8 protein-coding genes, 8 tRNA genes and 3 rRNA genes are annotated in these 15,831 nt (G+C 50.8%); 18 read left to right on the top strand and 1 reads right to left on the bottom strand.

What is annotated here, in order from left to right:
- Nucleotides 1-94: 94 nt before the first annotated feature.
- The 6 genes from gatA to MKX50_RS21030 all read left to right on the top strand — a co-directional run bounded on the left by gatA (nucleotide 95) and on the right by MKX50_RS21030 (nucleotide 7,895).
- Nucleotides 95-1,549: an Asp-tRNA(Asn)/Glu-tRNA(Gln) amidotransferase subunit GatA gene (gatA, locus tag MKX50_RS21055; protein ID WP_213593784.1), complete on the top strand. Its 1,455-nt coding sequence runs from the start codon at nucleotides 95-97 to the stop codon at nucleotides 1,547-1,549.
- 43 nt (nucleotides 1,550-1,592) lie between these two features.
- Nucleotides 1,593-3,032, top strand: coding sequence for an Asp-tRNA(Asn)/Glu-tRNA(Gln) amidotransferase subunit GatB (gene gatB, locus MKX50_RS21050; protein ID WP_155611974.1), 1,440 nt, complete (start codon nucleotides 1,593-1,595; stop codon nucleotides 3,030-3,032).
- Nucleotides 3,033-3,078: 46 nt separating this feature from the next.
- Nucleotides 3,079-3,555 carry a GNAT family N-acetyltransferase gene (locus tag MKX50_RS21045; RefSeq protein WP_213593780.1) on the top strand — a complete coding sequence of 159 codons (477 nt, stop codon included), beginning with the start codon at nucleotides 3,079-3,081 and terminating at the stop codon, nucleotides 3,553-3,555.
- 118 nt (nucleotides 3,556-3,673) lie between these two features.
- Nucleotides 3,674-5,527, top strand: coding sequence for a DUF4097 family beta strand repeat-containing protein (locus tag MKX50_RS21040; protein WP_244996754.1), 1,854 nt, complete (start codon nucleotides 3,674-3,676; stop codon nucleotides 5,525-5,527).
- 83 nt (nucleotides 5,528-5,610) lie between these two features.
- A complete protein-coding gene (locus MKX50_RS21035) occupies nucleotides 5,611-6,036 on the top strand; it encodes a Fur family transcriptional regulator (protein WP_155611972.1) in 426 nt (141 codons plus the stop codon).
- A 152-nt stretch (nucleotides 6,037-6,188) separates the two neighbouring features.
- The gene (locus MKX50_RS21030) at nucleotides 6,189-7,895 is read left to right on the top strand and encodes a glycosyl hydrolase family 18 protein (RefSeq protein ID WP_213594059.1); all 1,707 of its coding nucleotides are present in this window, start codon (nucleotides 6,189-6,191) and stop codon (nucleotides 7,893-7,895) included.
- A 58-nt stretch (nucleotides 7,896-7,953) separates the two neighbouring features.
- Here the strand turns inward: MKX50_RS21030 and MKX50_RS21025 are convergent, their stop codons facing one another.
- Nucleotides 7,954-8,331 (bottom strand): YgzB family protein, encoded by a 378-nt coding sequence (locus MKX50_RS21025; protein WP_213593778.1) that lies wholly within the window; start codon nucleotides 8,329-8,331, stop codon nucleotides 7,954-7,956.
- Nucleotides 8,332-8,454: 123 nt separating this feature from the next.
- Here MKX50_RS21025 and MKX50_RS21020 point away from each other — a divergent pair, with 123 nt between their 5' ends.
- The 12 genes from MKX50_RS21020 to MKX50_RS20965 all read left to right on the top strand — a co-directional run bounded on the left by MKX50_RS21020 (nucleotide 8,455) and on the right by MKX50_RS20965 (nucleotide 15,781).
- Entirely contained in the window at nucleotides 8,455-9,342 is an 888-nt protein-coding gene (locus MKX50_RS21020) for a nucleotidyltransferase-like protein (RefSeq protein WP_213593776.1), read from the top strand.
- A gap of 420 nt (nucleotides 9,343-9,762) precedes the next feature.
- Nucleotides 9,763-11,318, top strand: a 16S ribosomal RNA gene (locus tag MKX50_RS21015).
- Between the two features lie 83 nt (nucleotides 11,319-11,401).
- Nucleotides 11,402-11,518 (top strand): 5S ribosomal RNA (gene rrf / locus MKX50_RS21010).
- 45 nt (nucleotides 11,519-11,563) lie between these two features.
- Nucleotides 11,564-11,640, top strand: a tRNA-Ile gene (locus MKX50_RS21005).
- A 41-nt stretch (nucleotides 11,641-11,681) separates the two neighbouring features.
- Nucleotides 11,682-11,757: transfer RNA gene (locus MKX50_RS21000), tRNA-Ala, on the top strand.
- Nucleotides 11,758-12,057: 300 nt separating this feature from the next.
- Nucleotides 12,058-14,987: ribosomal RNA gene (locus tag MKX50_RS20995) — 23S ribosomal RNA — on the top strand.
- The 16S, 23S and 5S rRNA genes sit together here with 8 tRNA genes alongside, the layout of an rRNA operon.
- 143 nt (nucleotides 14,988-15,130) lie before the next feature.
- A tRNA-Asn gene (locus tag MKX50_RS20990) sits at nucleotides 15,131-15,206 on the top strand.
- Nucleotides 15,207-15,209: 3 nt separating this feature from the next.
- Nucleotides 15,210-15,301: transfer RNA gene (locus MKX50_RS20985), tRNA-Ser, on the top strand.
- Nucleotides 15,302-15,343: 42 nt separating this feature from the next.
- A tRNA-Glu gene (locus MKX50_RS20980) sits at nucleotides 15,344-15,418 on the top strand.
- Nucleotides 15,419-15,520: 102 nt separating this feature from the next.
- Nucleotides 15,521-15,596, top strand: a tRNA-Val gene (locus MKX50_RS20975).
- Between the two features lie 18 nt (nucleotides 15,597-15,614).
- Nucleotides 15,615-15,688: transfer RNA gene (locus MKX50_RS20970), tRNA-Met, on the top strand.
- Nucleotides 15,689-15,704: 16 nt separating this feature from the next.
- Nucleotides 15,705-15,781 (top strand) — tRNA-Asp (locus tag MKX50_RS20965).
- Nucleotides 15,782-15,831: the final 50 nt, after the last annotated feature.

Here is a 15,831-nt window from a genome sequence, read left to right as displayed (position 1 = left end):
CTGCAGACGAAGCGGCAAGCGCGTTTGAAAGTGCTGCCAACAAATGTGATGTCCCAGAGGACGCACTGCCAAATTACGGAAGGAGGAAGCGGTTGTGACGCTTTTTGATTTACGTTTACAGGATATACATAACCAGCTCCGCAGCAAGGAGTTATCGGTTACCGACCTCGTTAATGAAGCTTTTGCCAAGATCGGGGAAAGGGAGGAACGGATCGGCGCTTATTTAACGCTGAATGAAGCAGGCGCGCGCGCGGAAGCGGCGCGGCTGGATGACAAACTAGCTCGTGGAGAGGATCTGGGGCTTCTGTTCGGTCTGCCGATCGGCGTGAAGGACAATATGGTGACGGAGGGACTGCGTACAACCTGCGCAAGCCAGTTCCTGTCCAACTATGATCCGATTTACGACGGAACGGTGGTTTCCAAGCTGAAGCAGGCAGAATCCGTAATGATCGGCAAATTGAATATGGACGAGTTCGCAATGGGCGGCTCCAATGAGAATTCAAGCTTCCATCCGGTACGCAATCCTTGGGATTTGAATCGGGTACCGGGCGGCTCCAGCGGCGGTTCAGCTGCTGCCGTGGCTGCGGGCGAAGCTTATTTTGCTTTAGGCTCGGATACCGGCGGCTCGATCCGCCAGCCGGCTTCGTATTGCGGGGTTGTTGGCTTGAAGCCAACCTATGGCCTCGTCTCCAGATATGGTCTGGTGGCCTTTGCATCGTCGCTCGACCAAATCGGGCCGATCACCAAAAATGTGGAGGACGCCGCTTATCTGCTGCAGGCGATCGCCGGATACGATCCAAAGGACTCCACATCGGCCCAAGTGGATATCCCGAATTATGCCAGCGCGCTGACCGGGGATATCGCCGGGCTTCGCATCGCCGTGCCGAAGGAATACCTGGAGGGTGTTGATCCGCAAATCAAGGCTTCCGTGATGGAGGCACTACGTCTGCTCGAAAGCCTGGGCGCCGTGTGGGAGGAAGTGTCGCTTCCGCATACCGAATATGCTGTAGCTGCGTATTATTTGCTGGCTTCTTCAGAGGCATCTTCGAACCTGTCGCGCTTTGACGGCGTTCGCTACGGGGTTAGGGCCGACCATGCCGGCGGCCTGCTTGATCTTTACCACGAGTCCCGCAGCCAAGGCTTCGGGCCCGAGGTGAAGCGGCGTATTATGCTCGGAACTTACGCTCTTAGCTCCGGATACTATGATGCTTACTATTTAAAAGCACAGAAAGTGCGCACTTTGATCAAGCGCGATTTCGACCAGACCTTTGAGAAATATGATGTCATCGTCGGACCGACGACGCCAACGACAGCGTTCCAGTTAGGCTCCCAGGTGGATGATCCGCTGACGATGTATTTGAATGATATATTGACGATTCCGGTCAGTCTTGCCGGAGTGCCGGCGCTGAGCGTGCCATGCGGCTTTGCGGACGGGCTTCCGATCGGTCTGCAATTTATCGGCAAAGCGTTCGACGAAAGCACGATATTGCGGCTTGCTCACGCCTTTGAAGCGAATAGCGACCATCACAAGCGCCGCCCGGCGTTGTAAGGGATAGCAGGATTGTTTCACTAAAGTGTTCAGGAGGATCAATATGTCAACATCCAAATATGAAACGGTAATTGGGCTGGAAGTGCACGTGGAGCTGCATACGAAATCGAAAATTTTCTGCGGCTGCTCTACTGAATTCGGTGCCCCGCCTAACAGTCATACATGCCCGGTGTGTCTTGGACATCCCGGCGTGCTTCCTGTGCTTAACCGCCAGGCTGTGGATTACGCGATGAAAGCTGCGATGGCTCTCAATTGCGAAATTGCGGACGTCAGCAAATTTGACCGGAAGAATTATTTTTATCCCGACTCCCCGAAGGCTTATCAAATTTCCCAATACGACCAGCCAATCGGGGAAAATGGATATATCGACATCGAAGTTGACGGCAAAACAAAGCGCATTGGAATTACCCGTCTCCATTTAGAGGAGGACGCGGGCAAGCTAACCCATATTGATGGAGGTTATGCCTCGCTTGTCGACTTCAACCGCGTTGGTACTCCGCTGGTGGAGATCGTCTCTGAGCCGGATATTTCCTCGCCGGAGGAGGCGAAGGCTTATTTGGAGAAGCTGCGTGCGATTATGCAGTATTGCGACGTCTCCGACGTAAAGATGGAAGAGGGCTCGATGCGCTGTGATGCGAATATCAGCCTTCGTCCGGTAGGCCAGAAGGAACTGGGCACCCGGGCTGAGCTTAAGAACATGAACTCGTTCCGCGGCGTGCAGCGCGGACTGGAATATGAGCAATACCGTCAGGCTGAAATATTGGATGAAGGCGGAGAGGTTGTTCAAGAGACGCGGCGCTGGGACGAGACTCAGGGCAAGACATTCTCTATGCGCGGCAAGGAAGAAGCGCATGACTACCGCTACTTCCCGGACCCGGATTTAGTTACGCTCTATATCGATCAAGCGTGGAAGGATCGCATCCGGGCATCCATTCCTGAGCTTCCAGACGCCCGCAAGGCGCGTTATACCGAGCAGTTCGGCCTTCCTAGCTATGATGCTGAAGTCATTACCTCATCCAAAGCGCTGGCCGATTTGTTCGAGAGCAGCCTAGAGTTTACGAAGGATGCCAAATCGGTGTCCAACTGGATTATGGGCGATTTGCTCGGATATTTGAATACGAACGGGCAAGAGTTGTCCGATGTGAAGCTGACTGGCCAAGGCCTGGGCGAAATGATCGGCCTGATCGAGAAAGGAACGATCAGCTCCAAGATCGCCAAAACGGTGTTCAAAGAAATGCTGCAGAGCGGGAAGCTGCCTCAGCAAATCGTCGAGGAGCAGGGGCTTGTCCAAATAAGCGACGAAGGAGCTATTTTGGCGATCGTAAATGAAGTCATTGCCGACAATCCGGCTTCTGTCGAGGATTACAAGGCCGGCAAAGAGAAAGCGATTGGCTTCCTTGTAGGTCAAGTGATGAAGCGCAGTAAAGGAAAGGCCAATCCAGGGCTTGTTAATAAGCTGCTAGTCGACGTATTGAAAGGCTAGAGGTATGCGGTTCCTACACGTCTAAATGAAGAAGGGGGGCGGAAGCATGATTACACCGCTATCGCTGCGGGATCCGGAAATCGCAGAACAAATTTGGAGCTTACAGCATGCGGCGTACCGACTTGAGGCGCACGCGGTAGGAGTTAAGCATCTGCCCCCGCTTCCGGACACCTTTGAGTCTGTGAGGAACAGCCCTGATACTTTCTACGGAGAAGTAACCCCGGAGGGTGAAGTTCTCGGTGCGATTGCTGTTACCCTTAAGAAGGACGGGGCGGTTGAGATTACACGACTTATGGTACACCCTCAGCATCTCCGGCAGGGCATCGGCAGATCATTATTGCGGCATGTCATTGGAGAATATCCAAATACGGCGCTATTTGAGGTAAAGGCTGGGAAGTTAAACACTCCGGCCGTCTCGCTGTATGAGCAGCAGGGCTTCGTTGCCGCTGGCACATTAATGGCGGTACCGAATGTAGAATTGACGATATACCAGCTAGAACCTCTGAAACTCTCCTCTTTATAGGAGAGTTTCTTTTGCTTCCCTGGCCAGCCATAATGCAGGTACCTAGTCTTCGCCAGTACCTTCCAAGTTACGAACAGTCCAGAAATCGGTTATTATTAGTCAAAAGAGGAGGATGGATATGACACCGGATCAAATGACCGCCAGCGACACAGCGCGGCACAACAAAAAGTCCGTGCCAAAGGGAAAGATCAGACGTTACAGACCTCGGCGCCTCAAGCGGAAATTCATGGCCTGTATGCTCTCGGCTTTGCTTCCGGGTCTGGGCCACCTTTATTTACGAATGTTCTGGCGCGGCATAGCTATTATATATTTTCTACTCCTGGATGCTTCGGCATTGATTTATTTCTCGTCTGTGCGCATGACCATTAATATTCCTTTTCTGTTCCTGCTTGGAATATTAATCCCTATGATGTATTTCTACAGCATCTATGATGTGCTGCAATCTACGGATGTCGTCAATGCGAGAGTAAGAAGTGAAACTACTCAGAGAGAAGAGGCAGCCGGGGCGAAAGAGCATGTTTGGAAAGGGATTCTGTCGGGACTTTTGCTGATGGCGGGCGGCGGTCTGATCTTTCTGCTTAGCCAGAAGCCGCCATGGCTTGCTGCTGTCATTCAGGCCAATGCGGGTTATGCGGCAGCGGTGCTGCTTATTCTAAGCGGTGCGGCATTGATAGTTCGGGAAGGCCGCCGCCGCCGGTTTAGAACCGGTCGGATGACCGCCTCGCTGCTGCTTATAGGGGTAGGAATCATTCTTCTGATTGATGTGGCCACGGGAAGCAACTTTATGCTTCATTTGCTGAAGTGGTGGCCGCTGCTGTTCGTCGTCGCCGGATTAGAGCAAATCTATGTGTTCCTGTGGAATCGCCGAAAAACAGCTTATCCTTTGCGGCTGCTTCGCGTTGATCTCAAAGGGCTTTTACTATCGCTGTTTGTGGCGTTCTCCGTTTTTGCGGTAACCCAGCAGGATCATTATATGCATTTATGGAACAGGGTCAGTCTTGATTTAACGGCGGCCGGCACGGATTTCAGCGCAGAGGAAGGCTACTCCCTGATCAAGGAACAGCTGGAAATCCCCATTGATCTAAGCACGGAGCAGATTGTCCTTAATGGCATTAATGGAAATATTGACGTCAGGAGAGCGGAAATTGAAGGGATTCGCGTAGAGAGCACGGTATGGGTGGATCAATTGCCGGCTGAGGAGGCCAAGTTAGTGGCGGAGGAAACCGAGCTTCAGATAACCGAAGGGAAAACGTTGACCCTGAATGTGAAGGATAAAGTCTACGGCGCTTCCGGGAAAAGGCATCCTCGCATGAATATGACTGTATTTTTGCCAGAAAACCGTTTTTTGGATATCGATATAAGTACCTCTAACGGTAAAATCAAGATGAGCGGAGTTCGTGCCTTGAAGCAGATCAAGCTGCAGACGGGCAACGGGGATCTGAAGCTTTGGGACGTCAATGGCGATGTGACGGCAAAGACGCTAAACGGTGATGCGGAAATGTACCGGATATTCGGCAATGTCAGCGTGGATACTCAAGGCGGAAACATGATGGGGAATATGATCACGGGACAGGTGTCGATGTCCACGCTAGTCGGCAATATTGCACTAATGAATGCGGATGACGACATCCATGCGGCGACAAAAAATGGCAACATCGTTATCCATGGCGTTGCCGCGGCATTAAAAGCCGAGTCCTTAAACGGCAAAATCCAGATTGAATCGCCGCAGATCGAAGGGGATTGGAATGTGTACAGTGCGGTAGGTGAAATGACAATAACCATTCCGGAGGAAGGAGACTACACGCTGGAAGGTTCCAGCGGATATGGCGATATTATAACTGAGCTGCCTTTTGCCGTTGATAATAAAACCATCCATGGCATTGTCGGTTCCGGGGAATATTTGGTCAAGGTAGAAGGAAACAGTAATTTATATGTGAACCAACGGATAACCGATGAATCCGCACTCCGTTGACAAACGAATTATTGTAAAAGTACAATAAACTTGTAAGAAGAAGAAGAGGGACTGTAAACGACCTCTTAAAGGCGGTGGACATAATGACTACGCGGGTACAGCATGCTCTGGATCAATTGAAACAGAGCGGGGTTCGAATTACGCCGCAGCGTCATGCCATTTTAACGTTTCTTATGGAATCGATGGGCCATCCGACGGCAGATGAAATCTACCGTGCTTTAGCGCCCCGTTTTCCGAATATGAGCGTGGCAACAGTTTATAACAATCTTAAGATGTTTATAGAAGCTGGCATGGTTCGGGAGCTGACCTATGGGGATAACTCCAGCCGTTTTGACGCGGACGTCTCGAATCATTATCATGTAATATGTGAGAAGTGTGGAAAAATAAAAGACTTCACATACTCCTCGCTGGAGGATGTGGAACAAAAGGCCGAGGAGATGACCGGCTTCCAGGTGCACGGTCACCGATTGGAACTTTACGGGGTTTGCGGCGATTGCCGGAAACAATAATCATTTGACCTGCGGGTTTGGAAGAACGTGACGGATTCCTTCGTGAATTCTTCACGTTTTTGTTTTTTAGCCCCATACGTGGTGCTGTATCGCAATTATAATTTCTTTACTAATGGAGGTACTGAGGATTGAAGAATAGAAGAACGGCTCGCATGAGGCGCAAGCGCGGGGGCCGATTCAAGTGGTTCATCGTGCTTGTACTGTTTGTGGCCGGGGCGTATTGGGCCGTGTCTGAGCTTCTGCCGAGCTGGGAGCATGCCGACCCGGACTGGAAGGGGAAATTTGATAAGCCGATATTCGTAGCAGGCGAAGTGATGGATTTGCCCGCCTTGGATAGCGGGGAGGGGCTTAAGCTGCCTTTTTCCATGATTCAGTCGGAAATTGACCCCAATGTAAGATATGAAGAAGAGACGAAGTCAGTCATTTTGACTACGCAGCGCAAGCTTGTCTTGATGAAGACGGACGATATGAACGGAAAAATCAACAACAAGCCGGTTCAGCTGTTGTTTGCTCCGGTCGAAAAGGAAGGGAATTTATACTTGCCGGCCTATTTACTGAAGGAGTTATATGGCATCGAGGTACATGAAGATACCGCTTCCGGTACAGTGCTGGTATATCGGGCCGGGGAGACGATACGGAAGGCTCAAGTTCACAGTACCAGTCGAAGGAAGGATAGCACGGTGGCTTTAAGGCAGGGCGATAGCATTCATACCCCGATTTTAGCGGAGATGAAGCCGGGAGAGCAGCTGCGGATTTTGGACGAGACGGATAACTGGTATTATGTCCAGCTGAATAACGGCTATGCCGGATATGTGAAGAAAAAAAATGTCGCTCTGGAAGAGCAGATCGTGGTTCCACCCATAGAGGAGCAGGCGGTTCCTCCGGCCAAGCAGAAATGGCAGTCCAAAGCCGTCAATTTGACCTGGGAGGCCGTATATAACGTAGCGCCAAAGCCTTCGTCCATCGGTGAAATGCCTGGCGTGAACGTAGTCAGTCCGACTTGGTTCTCGCTTGTGGACGGCAAGGGAAATGTGCAAAGCAAGGCCGATCACGCTTATGTGAAATGGGCCCACGGCAGGGGCATGCAGGTGTGGGGGTTGTTCAGCAACAGCTTCGAGCCGGAAATTACGTCAGAATCCTTATCCACATTTGAACGGCGCATAACGACGATCTTGCAAATGCTGCATTATGCAAAATTGTACGATTTAGACGGCATTAATATCGATTATGAAAATGTTTATACGAAAGACGGGGCCAATTTGACCCAATTCATGAGGGAATTATGGCCCCTGGCACAGGAGCAGGGATTGGTGGTTTCCATAGATGTGACTCCGAAGTCGAATAGCGAAATGTGGTCTGCGTTTTTGGATCGCAGGGCTTTGGCGAAGGTTACGGACTATTTGATCGTGATGGCTTACGATGAACATTGGGCGGCAAGTCCGGTTGCTGGTTCTGTAGCATCCTTGCCATGGGTCCGTTCGTCAATGACGCGGATTATTAATGAGGATGATGTCCCCCCAAGCAAGCTGATTCTTGGCATTCCGTTATATATGAGGGTATGGACCGAAACCGTAGAAGAAGGGGCAACCAAGGTAAAGTCCAAAGCCATCGGCATGAAAAAAGCCCAGGAGATTATCAAGGAGAAGTCCTTGAAGCCTGAGTTTTCGGAAGAGACCGGACAGAATTACGTCGAGTATCGGGAAAACGGAGTTCTCCAGCGAATTTGGCTGGAAGACAAAGATTCGCTGGCTCGCCGGGTAGAATTGGCGAAGTCGCTGCAGCTCGGAGGGATAGCAACGTGGAATCGGAGCTTTGCATCGAGTGATGCCTGGGACGTGCTGAGCAAAATCGCGGAATAGGTTTAACACAAAGAAAGGCGGGAACCTTGGGAGGTTCCCGCCTTTCTTTGTGTTATCATCAGTCGGCTGATTGTGCCGCAGTTTTTTGTTGTTGCAGTTGATCCGCTGTGATGTTTGCCCGTTCTGGATCTAACGTTAACATGGTTCTGCAGAACATGCAGCGATCCGTTTTACCCAGCATTTTGGTTAATTTATGACATTCCGGGCACTCCAGCTGTACGGCAGAGGTGGACAGCATCCCGGCAATGAAATAAATGGCCAAGCTTCCGAGCATAGCGATAAGTCCGATGACAAGGCCGATTCCGGCAATGACTTTACCGGATTGTCCCCAGAAGACGATGCCGGCTGTTCCGAGGACCATAAGCCCCATGCCCATCATGGTCAGGAGTAGGCCCCATAGTCTGAATTCATTGATTTTGCTTGACTTGAAGAACATTTGAGCAAACCTCAATTCATGTTTTTTTTTAGGACGCTGCCTTAAAAAAAGCAGGAAACTTTAATATAGCGTAGAACTATATTATAACGAATTGGTTGAGTAACGCCAAGGTAGGGGGATATCGTGGAACCATCTATTTTTTCATTGGTTGATGAAGACAGCGTCGGCCGGCAAGCCTTAGGCGCTATCGGATACCGTCATGACAAAGGGGAATATCGCAGTTCGCTAGTATACGACTTTGAACTGGTTGTTATTACGGTATGTGAAGGGCGAAATGAAGCTGGCATCGAAATTGAACATTGCACGAACGGAGATGCTCAATACCAGTTGCTCTATATCGGTAACAATGATTTAAAACGCTGGGTAATGACCGGTGAGAACCGGGAAATTGTACAGTGTTTTTTACATGGAGAAATTATTTGGGATGTTGAAGGGGAATTGGCTCGATTGCGCAAGGAAATAATTGATTTTGGGGAGGATATGAAGGAACAACGCAAGTTTATTGAATTTGCCAAGTTTCTGAAAGTGTATATAGAAGCGAAGCGATATACCCAGGATCTTGATTTCCTCGATGCTTATTACCATGTACTTCAGGCTTTGAAGCATTATGCTAGGATCGAATTGATCGAACAGGGAATGCTGCCGGAGAATAGCGTGTGGGAACAGGTGCGTCCCCTTAATTCCGTCGTTTATAAATTGTTTGACGAATTGACGGATAATAAAGAGACATTGGAACAGCGCATTCAGCTGGTGCTTCTGGCTTGTGAGTTCACAATCATATCCAAAATGGCCGACTGCTGTGCGGTGCTGCTTCGCATATTATCAAGCCGCAAAGAGGGGTGGAGCATTCAAGAGCTTAGACAATTGCCCGAGCTTGTTCATGTCAGTGAGGAAGTTCCGATGATACTGCGCAAGCTGGTGCACCACTCCTTGGCGAAAGAGGTTACAAGAGATCCGAAAGGATGCGGCGGCGAGGACCGTGAGATCAAGTATTTAGCAAGCAAATTATGAAGTCATTCATTTCCAATAAAATAAATATAAATAGAGATTGACTCTTCTGTATAATCTGTGTTAAATTAAATCTCGCCCCTTCAAGGCAGCAAGTTCTGAAGAAACATATACAGGCAGCAGCCTAAAAAAGTTTTTAAAAAAACTTGTTGACTTAATTCGGGCGAACGTGATATATTATAAGAGTCGCTGCTGAAACAACGGCGACACGCGAAACAAGGTTGATCTTTGAAAACTGAACAACGAGTGAGCGGGTTTCACGGAAGTGAAATCTAAATAATAGAGTCAGATGCAAATCTGATCTCGTCAGATTCAAAATGAGCAAGTCAAACACCTTAGCTGAAAGAGATTTTACCATTGGTAAAACTTCCTTTCATCTCGGATGAAAGATCCCATCCATTGGATATGCGATGCTTTCATCCTTTATTGGAGAGTTTGATCCTGGCTCAGGACGAACGCTGGCGGCGTGCCTAATACATGCAAGTCGAGCGGAGTTATTTTGGAAGCTTGCTTCCGAAATAACTTAGCGGCGGACGGGTGAGTAATACGTAGGCAACCTGCCTGTAAGACTGGGATAACTGCCGGAAACGGTAGCTAATACCGGATAAATCATTTCGCCGCATGGCGGGATGCTGAAAGACGGAGCAATCTGTCACTTACAGATGGGCCTACGGCGCATTAGCTAGTTGGTGGGGTAAAGGCCTACCAAGGCGACGATGCGTAGCCGGCCTGAGAGGGTGAACGGCCACACTGGGACTGAGACACGGCCCAGACTCCTACGGGAGGCAGCAGTAGGGAATCTTCCGCAATGGACGAAAGTCTGACGGAGCAACGCCGCGTGAGTGATGAAGGTTTTCGGATCGTAAAGCTCTGTTGCCAGGGAAGAACGTCTTGGAGAGTAACTGCTCTGAGAGTGACGGTACCTGAGAAGAAAGCCCCGGCTAACTACGTGCCAGCAGCCGCGGTAATACGTAGGGGGCAAGCGTTGTCCGGAATTATTGGGCGTAAAGCGCGCGCAGGCGGTCATTTAAGTCTGGTGTATAAACTCGGGGCTCAACTCCGAGTCGCACTGGAAACTGGGTGACTTGAGTGCAGAAGAGGAGAGTGGAATTCCACGTGTAGCGGTGAAATGCGTAGAGATGTGGAGGAACACCAGTGGCGAAGGCGACTCTCTGGGCTGTAACTGACGCTGAGGCGCGAAAGCGTGGGTAGCAAACAGGATTAGATACCCTGGTAGTCCACGCCGTAAACGATGAATGCTAGGTGTTAGGGGTTTCGATACCCTTGGTGCCGAAGTTAACACATTAAGCATTCCGCCTGGGGAGTACGGTCGCAAGACTGAAACTCAAAGGAATTGACGGGGACCCGCACAAGCAGTGGAGTATGTGGTTTAATTCGAAGCAACGCGAAGAACCTTACCAGGTCTTGACATCCCTCTGACCGGCGCAGAGATGTGCCTTTCCTTCGGGACAGAGGAGACAGGTGGTGCATGGTTGTCGTCAGCTCGTGTCGTGAGATGTTGGGTTAAGTCCCGCAACGAGCGCAACCCTTAGGTTTAGTTGCCAGCACATGAAGGTGGGCACTCTAGATCGACTGCCGGTGACAAACCGGAGGAAGGTGGGGATGACGTCAAATCATCATGCCCCTTATGACCTGGGCTACACACGTACTACAATGGCCAGTACAACGGGAAGCGAAACCGCGAGGTGGAGCGAATCCTATCAAAGCTGGTCTCAGTTCGGATTGCAGGCTGCAACTCGCCTGCATGAAGTCGGAATTGCTAGTAATCGCGGATCAGCATGCCGCGGTGAATACGTTCCCGGGTCTTGTACACACCGCCCGTCACACCACGAGAGTTTACAACACCCGAAGTCGGTGAGGTAACCGCAAGGGGCCAGCCGCCGAAGGTGGGGTAGATGATTGGGGTGAAGTCGTAACAAGGTAGCCGTATCGGAAGGTGCGGCTGGATCACCTCCTTTCTATGGAGTACCTCGCTTCCGCAGCGAAGCGGTACAAATTTAGCTCGCTCGTTGGTCAGTTTTGAGAGTTCAACTCTCAAGCGTTTGGTGGCAATGGCGGAGGGGTTCCACACGTACCCATCTCGAACACGACCGTTAAGCCCTCCAGCGCCGATGGTACTTGGACCGCAGGGTCCTGGGAGAGTAGGACGTCGCCAAGCGCACCCCGTTTTATGGGTGTTATTTAAATTGAACATTCCTTGTATGGGCCCTTAGCTCAGCTGGTTAGAGCGCACCCCTGATAAGGGTGAGGTCGGTGGTTCGAGTCCACTAGGGCCCACCATACAACTCCATATTTGCTTACGCTTCTTATTGGAGTGATATGGGGCCATAGCTCAGCTGGGAGAGCGCCTGCCTTGCAAGCAGGAGGTCAGCGGTTCGATCCCGCTTGGCTCCACCATAAACAATATCTCTTCCATAACTTACCGCTTGAATGGTGAGTGCGGATTTGATAAGATAGTCTTCCGCCAGTCAAATGGCGAAAGAAACTTGATCCTTGAAAACTGGATATACGAAACGAAATTTGCGTTTTAGAAAATTCCTTTTAGCTGAACTTGTGTCAAAACAAGTTTAATTAAAAGTAGCTAGCGAACGTTTTGGGATAGGCGATCCTTTGGGAGTTACTTTCCACCTTGGTTGAATTTATTCGATCAGGAAAGTGACGGACAACAGAGCGAATAGCCCAAAATGAGAGCGATATGGTTAAGCTACTAAGAGCACACGGAGGATGCCTAGGCGCTAGGAGCCGAAGAAGGACGTGGCGAACAACGAAACTGCCTCGGGGAGCTGTAAGCAAGCTTTGATCCGGGGGTGTCCGAATGGGGAAACCCGGCTGTGGTAATACGCAGTCACTCACATCTGAATACATAGGGTGTGAAGAGGCATACCAGGGGAACTGAAACATCTAAGTACCCTGAGGAAGAGAAAACAAAAGTGATTCCGTCAGTAGCGGCGAGCGAACGCGGATTAGCCTAAACCAGAGAGCTTGCTCTCTGGGGTTGTGGGACGTCTCACATGGAGTTACAAAGGAAGAGGTTAGACGAACAGGTCTGGAAAGGCCGGCCATAGAAGGTAAAAGCCCTGTAATCGAAAGTCTGTTCCCTCCGAGACGGATCCCGAGTAGTGCGGGGCACGTGAAACCCCGTATGAATCTGCCAGGACCATCTGGTAAGGCTAAATACTCCCTAGCGACCGATAGTGAAGCAGTACCGTGAGGGAAAGGTGAAAAGCACCCCGGGAGGGGAGTGAAAAAGAACCTGAAACCGTGTGCTTACAAGAAGTCAGAGCCCTATTTATGGGTGATGGCGTGCCTTTTGTAGAATGAACCGGCGAGTTACGTTCCCGTGCAAGGTTAAGGTGAAGAGCCGAAGCCGCAGCGAAAGCGAGTCTGAATAGGGCGACTTAGTACGTGGACGTAGACCCGAAACCGGGTGATCTACCCCTGTCCAGGGTGAAGGTGCGGTAACACGCACTGGAGGCCCGAACCCACGTATGTTGAAAAATGCGGGGATGAGGTGGGGGTAGCGGAGAAATTCCAATCGAACTCGGAGATAGCTGGTTCTCCCCGAAATAGCTTTAGGGCTAGCCTCGGTAGGACAGTCGTGGAGGTAGAGCACTGATTGGGTGCGGGGCCCGCCAAGGGTTACCAAGCTCAGTCAAACTCCGAATGCCATAGACTGATTAACCGGGAGTCAGACAGTGAGTGCTAAGATCCATTGTCAAGAGGGAAACAGCCCAGACCATCAGCTAAGGTCCCCAAGTGTGTGTTAAGTGGGAAAGGATGTGGAGTTGCACAGACAACCAGGATGTTGGCTTAGAAGCAGCCACCATTTAAAGAGTGCGTAATAGCTCACTGGTCGAGTGACTCTGCGCCGAAAATGTAACGGGGCTAAACACACCACCGAAGCTATGGCTTGATGCATTGCATCAGGGGTAGGGGAGCGTTGTATGCGGATTGAAGTTGGACCGGAAGGACTGGTGGACTGCATACAAGTGAGAATGCCGGTATGAGTAACGAAAAGATCAGTGAGAATCTGATCCGCCGAAAGCCCAAGGTTTCCTGAGGAAGGTTCGTCCGCTCAGGGTAAGTCGGGACCTAAGGCGAGGCCGAAAGGCGTAGTCGAAGGACAACAGGTTGAAATTCCTGTACCACCGTAATCCGTTATGAGCGATGGGGTGACGCAGTAGGGTAGTGACGCGAGCTGATGGATGCTCGTCCAAGCAGTGAGGCTGATGTGTAGGCAAATCCGCACATCGTAAGGCTGGGCTGTGATGGGGAGGGAAAATTTACAGTACCGAAGGTCATGATCTCACACTGCCAAGAAAAGCCTCTAGCCAGGAGAAGGTGCCCGTACCGCAAACCGACACAGGTAGGCGAGAAGAGAATTCTAAGGCGCGCGGAAGAACTCTCGTTAAGGAACTCGGCAAAATGACCCCGTAACTTTGGGAGAAGGGGTGCCCCGGTAGTGTGAATAGCACGAGGGGGCCGCAGTGAAAAGGCCCAAGCGACTGTTTAGCAAAAACACAGGTCTGTGCGAAGCCGTAAGGCGAAGTATACGGGCTGACGCCTGCCCGGTGCTGGAAGGTTAAGGGGAGCGGTTAGGGAGCAATCCCGAAGCTGTGAACCGAAGCCCCAGTAAACGGCGGCCGTAACTATAACGGTCCTAAGGTAGCGAAATTCCTTGTCAGGTAAATTCTGACCCGCACGAATGGCGTAACGACTTGGGCGCTGTCTCAACGAGAGATCCGGTGAAATTTTAATACCTGTGAAGATGCAGGTTACCCGCGACAAGACGGAAAGACCCCATGGAGCTTTACTACAGCTTGATATTGAACTTTGATGCGATTTGTACAGGATAGGTGGGAGCCTAAGAATCCGGAGCGCCAGCTTCGGTGGAGGCATCGTTGGGATACCACCCTGATCGTATCGAAGTTCTAACCTAGGACCGTGATCCGGTTCGGGGACAGTGTCAGGTGGGTAGTTTGACTGGGGCGGTCGCCTCCTAAAGAGTAACGGAGGCGCCCCAAGGTTCCCTCAGAATGGTTGGAAATCATTCGCAGAGTGCAAAGGCAAAAGGGAGCTTGACTGCGAGACTGACAAGTCGAGCAGGGACGAAAGTCGGGCTTAGTGATCCGGTGGTACCGCATGGAAGGGCCATCGCTCAACGGATAAAAGCTACCCTGGGGATAACAGGCTTATCTCCCCCAAGAGTCCACATCGACGGGGAGGTTTGGCACCTCGATGTCGGCTCATCGCATCCTGGGGCTGAAGTAGGTCCCAAGGGTTGGGCTGTTCGCCCATTAAAGCGGTACGCGAGCTGGGTTCAGAACGTCGTGAGACAGTTCGGTCCCTATCTGTCGTGGGCGTAGGAAATTTGAGAGGAGCTGTCCTTAGTACGAGAGGACCGGGATGGACGCACCGCTGGTGCACCAGTTGTTCCGCCAGGAGCATAGCTGGGTAGCTACGTGCGGATGGGATAAACGCTGAAAGCATCTAAGCGTGAAGCCCTCCTCAAGATGAGATTTCCCAATTAGTAAGACCCCTTGAAGACGACGAGGTTGATAGGCCTGAGGTGGAAGTGCAGCAATGTATGGAGCTGACAGGTACTAATCGGTCGAGGGCTTATCCAAGATACCCCACAAAGTGAAGCGGAGGCTTCGAAGAGTATACCGAATACTTTTCGGGGGCCCCGGTGAACCAAGTAAGGGCTAACACGCAAATGAAGTTTCGTATCCAGTTTTCAGGTGATCAATTCATCTGAATATGATAATGTTCCCTGATAGCTCAGTCGGTAGAGCACTCGACTGTTAATCGAGTTGTCACAGGTTCGAGTCCTGTTCGGGGAGCCATATGGAGAGGTGTCCGAGTTGGCCGAAGGAGCACGATTGGAAATCGTGTAGGCGTCACAAGCGTCTCGAGGGTTCGAATCCCTCTCTCTCCGCCATCATTATTTTTTTAGTATCATAGCAGTGTGTGATACATATGTGGCCCGTTGGTCAAGGGGTTAAGACACCTCCCTTTCACGGAGGTAACAGGGGTTCGAATCCCCTACGGGTCACCATTATTTAACTGCTTCAATTGGGGATGAGAATTCCTATAAGTTTTTAAGAAAAAGCTTGATTTCTAACCGGGTAATATGATACAATAGAAATTGTCTTTCCTCGGAGGCTTAGCTCAGCTGGGAGAGCATCTGCCTTACAAGCAGAGGGTCAGCGGTTCGATCCCGTTAGCCTCCACCATATATAATTTATTACTGACGCGGGGTGGAGCAGCTCGGTAGCTCGTCGGGCTCATAACCCGAAGGTCGCAGGTTCAAATCCTGTCCCCGCAATTGCAATATCTAGTGTGGAGCCGTGGTGTAGAGGCCTAACATGCCTGCCTGTCACGCAGGAGATCGCGGGTTCGAATCCCGTCGGCTCCGCCATTATAACCTCAATCTAAGAGGTGAGAATCCGCAAGGATTCACAGCTTGCT

This window comes from Paenibacillus sp. FSL W8-0186 (assembly GCF_037969765.1).
GTDB lineage: Bacteria > Bacillota > Bacilli > Paenibacillales > Paenibacillaceae > Fontibacillus > Fontibacillus woosongensis.
Note: the sequence above shows the minus strand (reverse complement) of the source record. Positions and strands in the feature narration are given on the sequence as shown.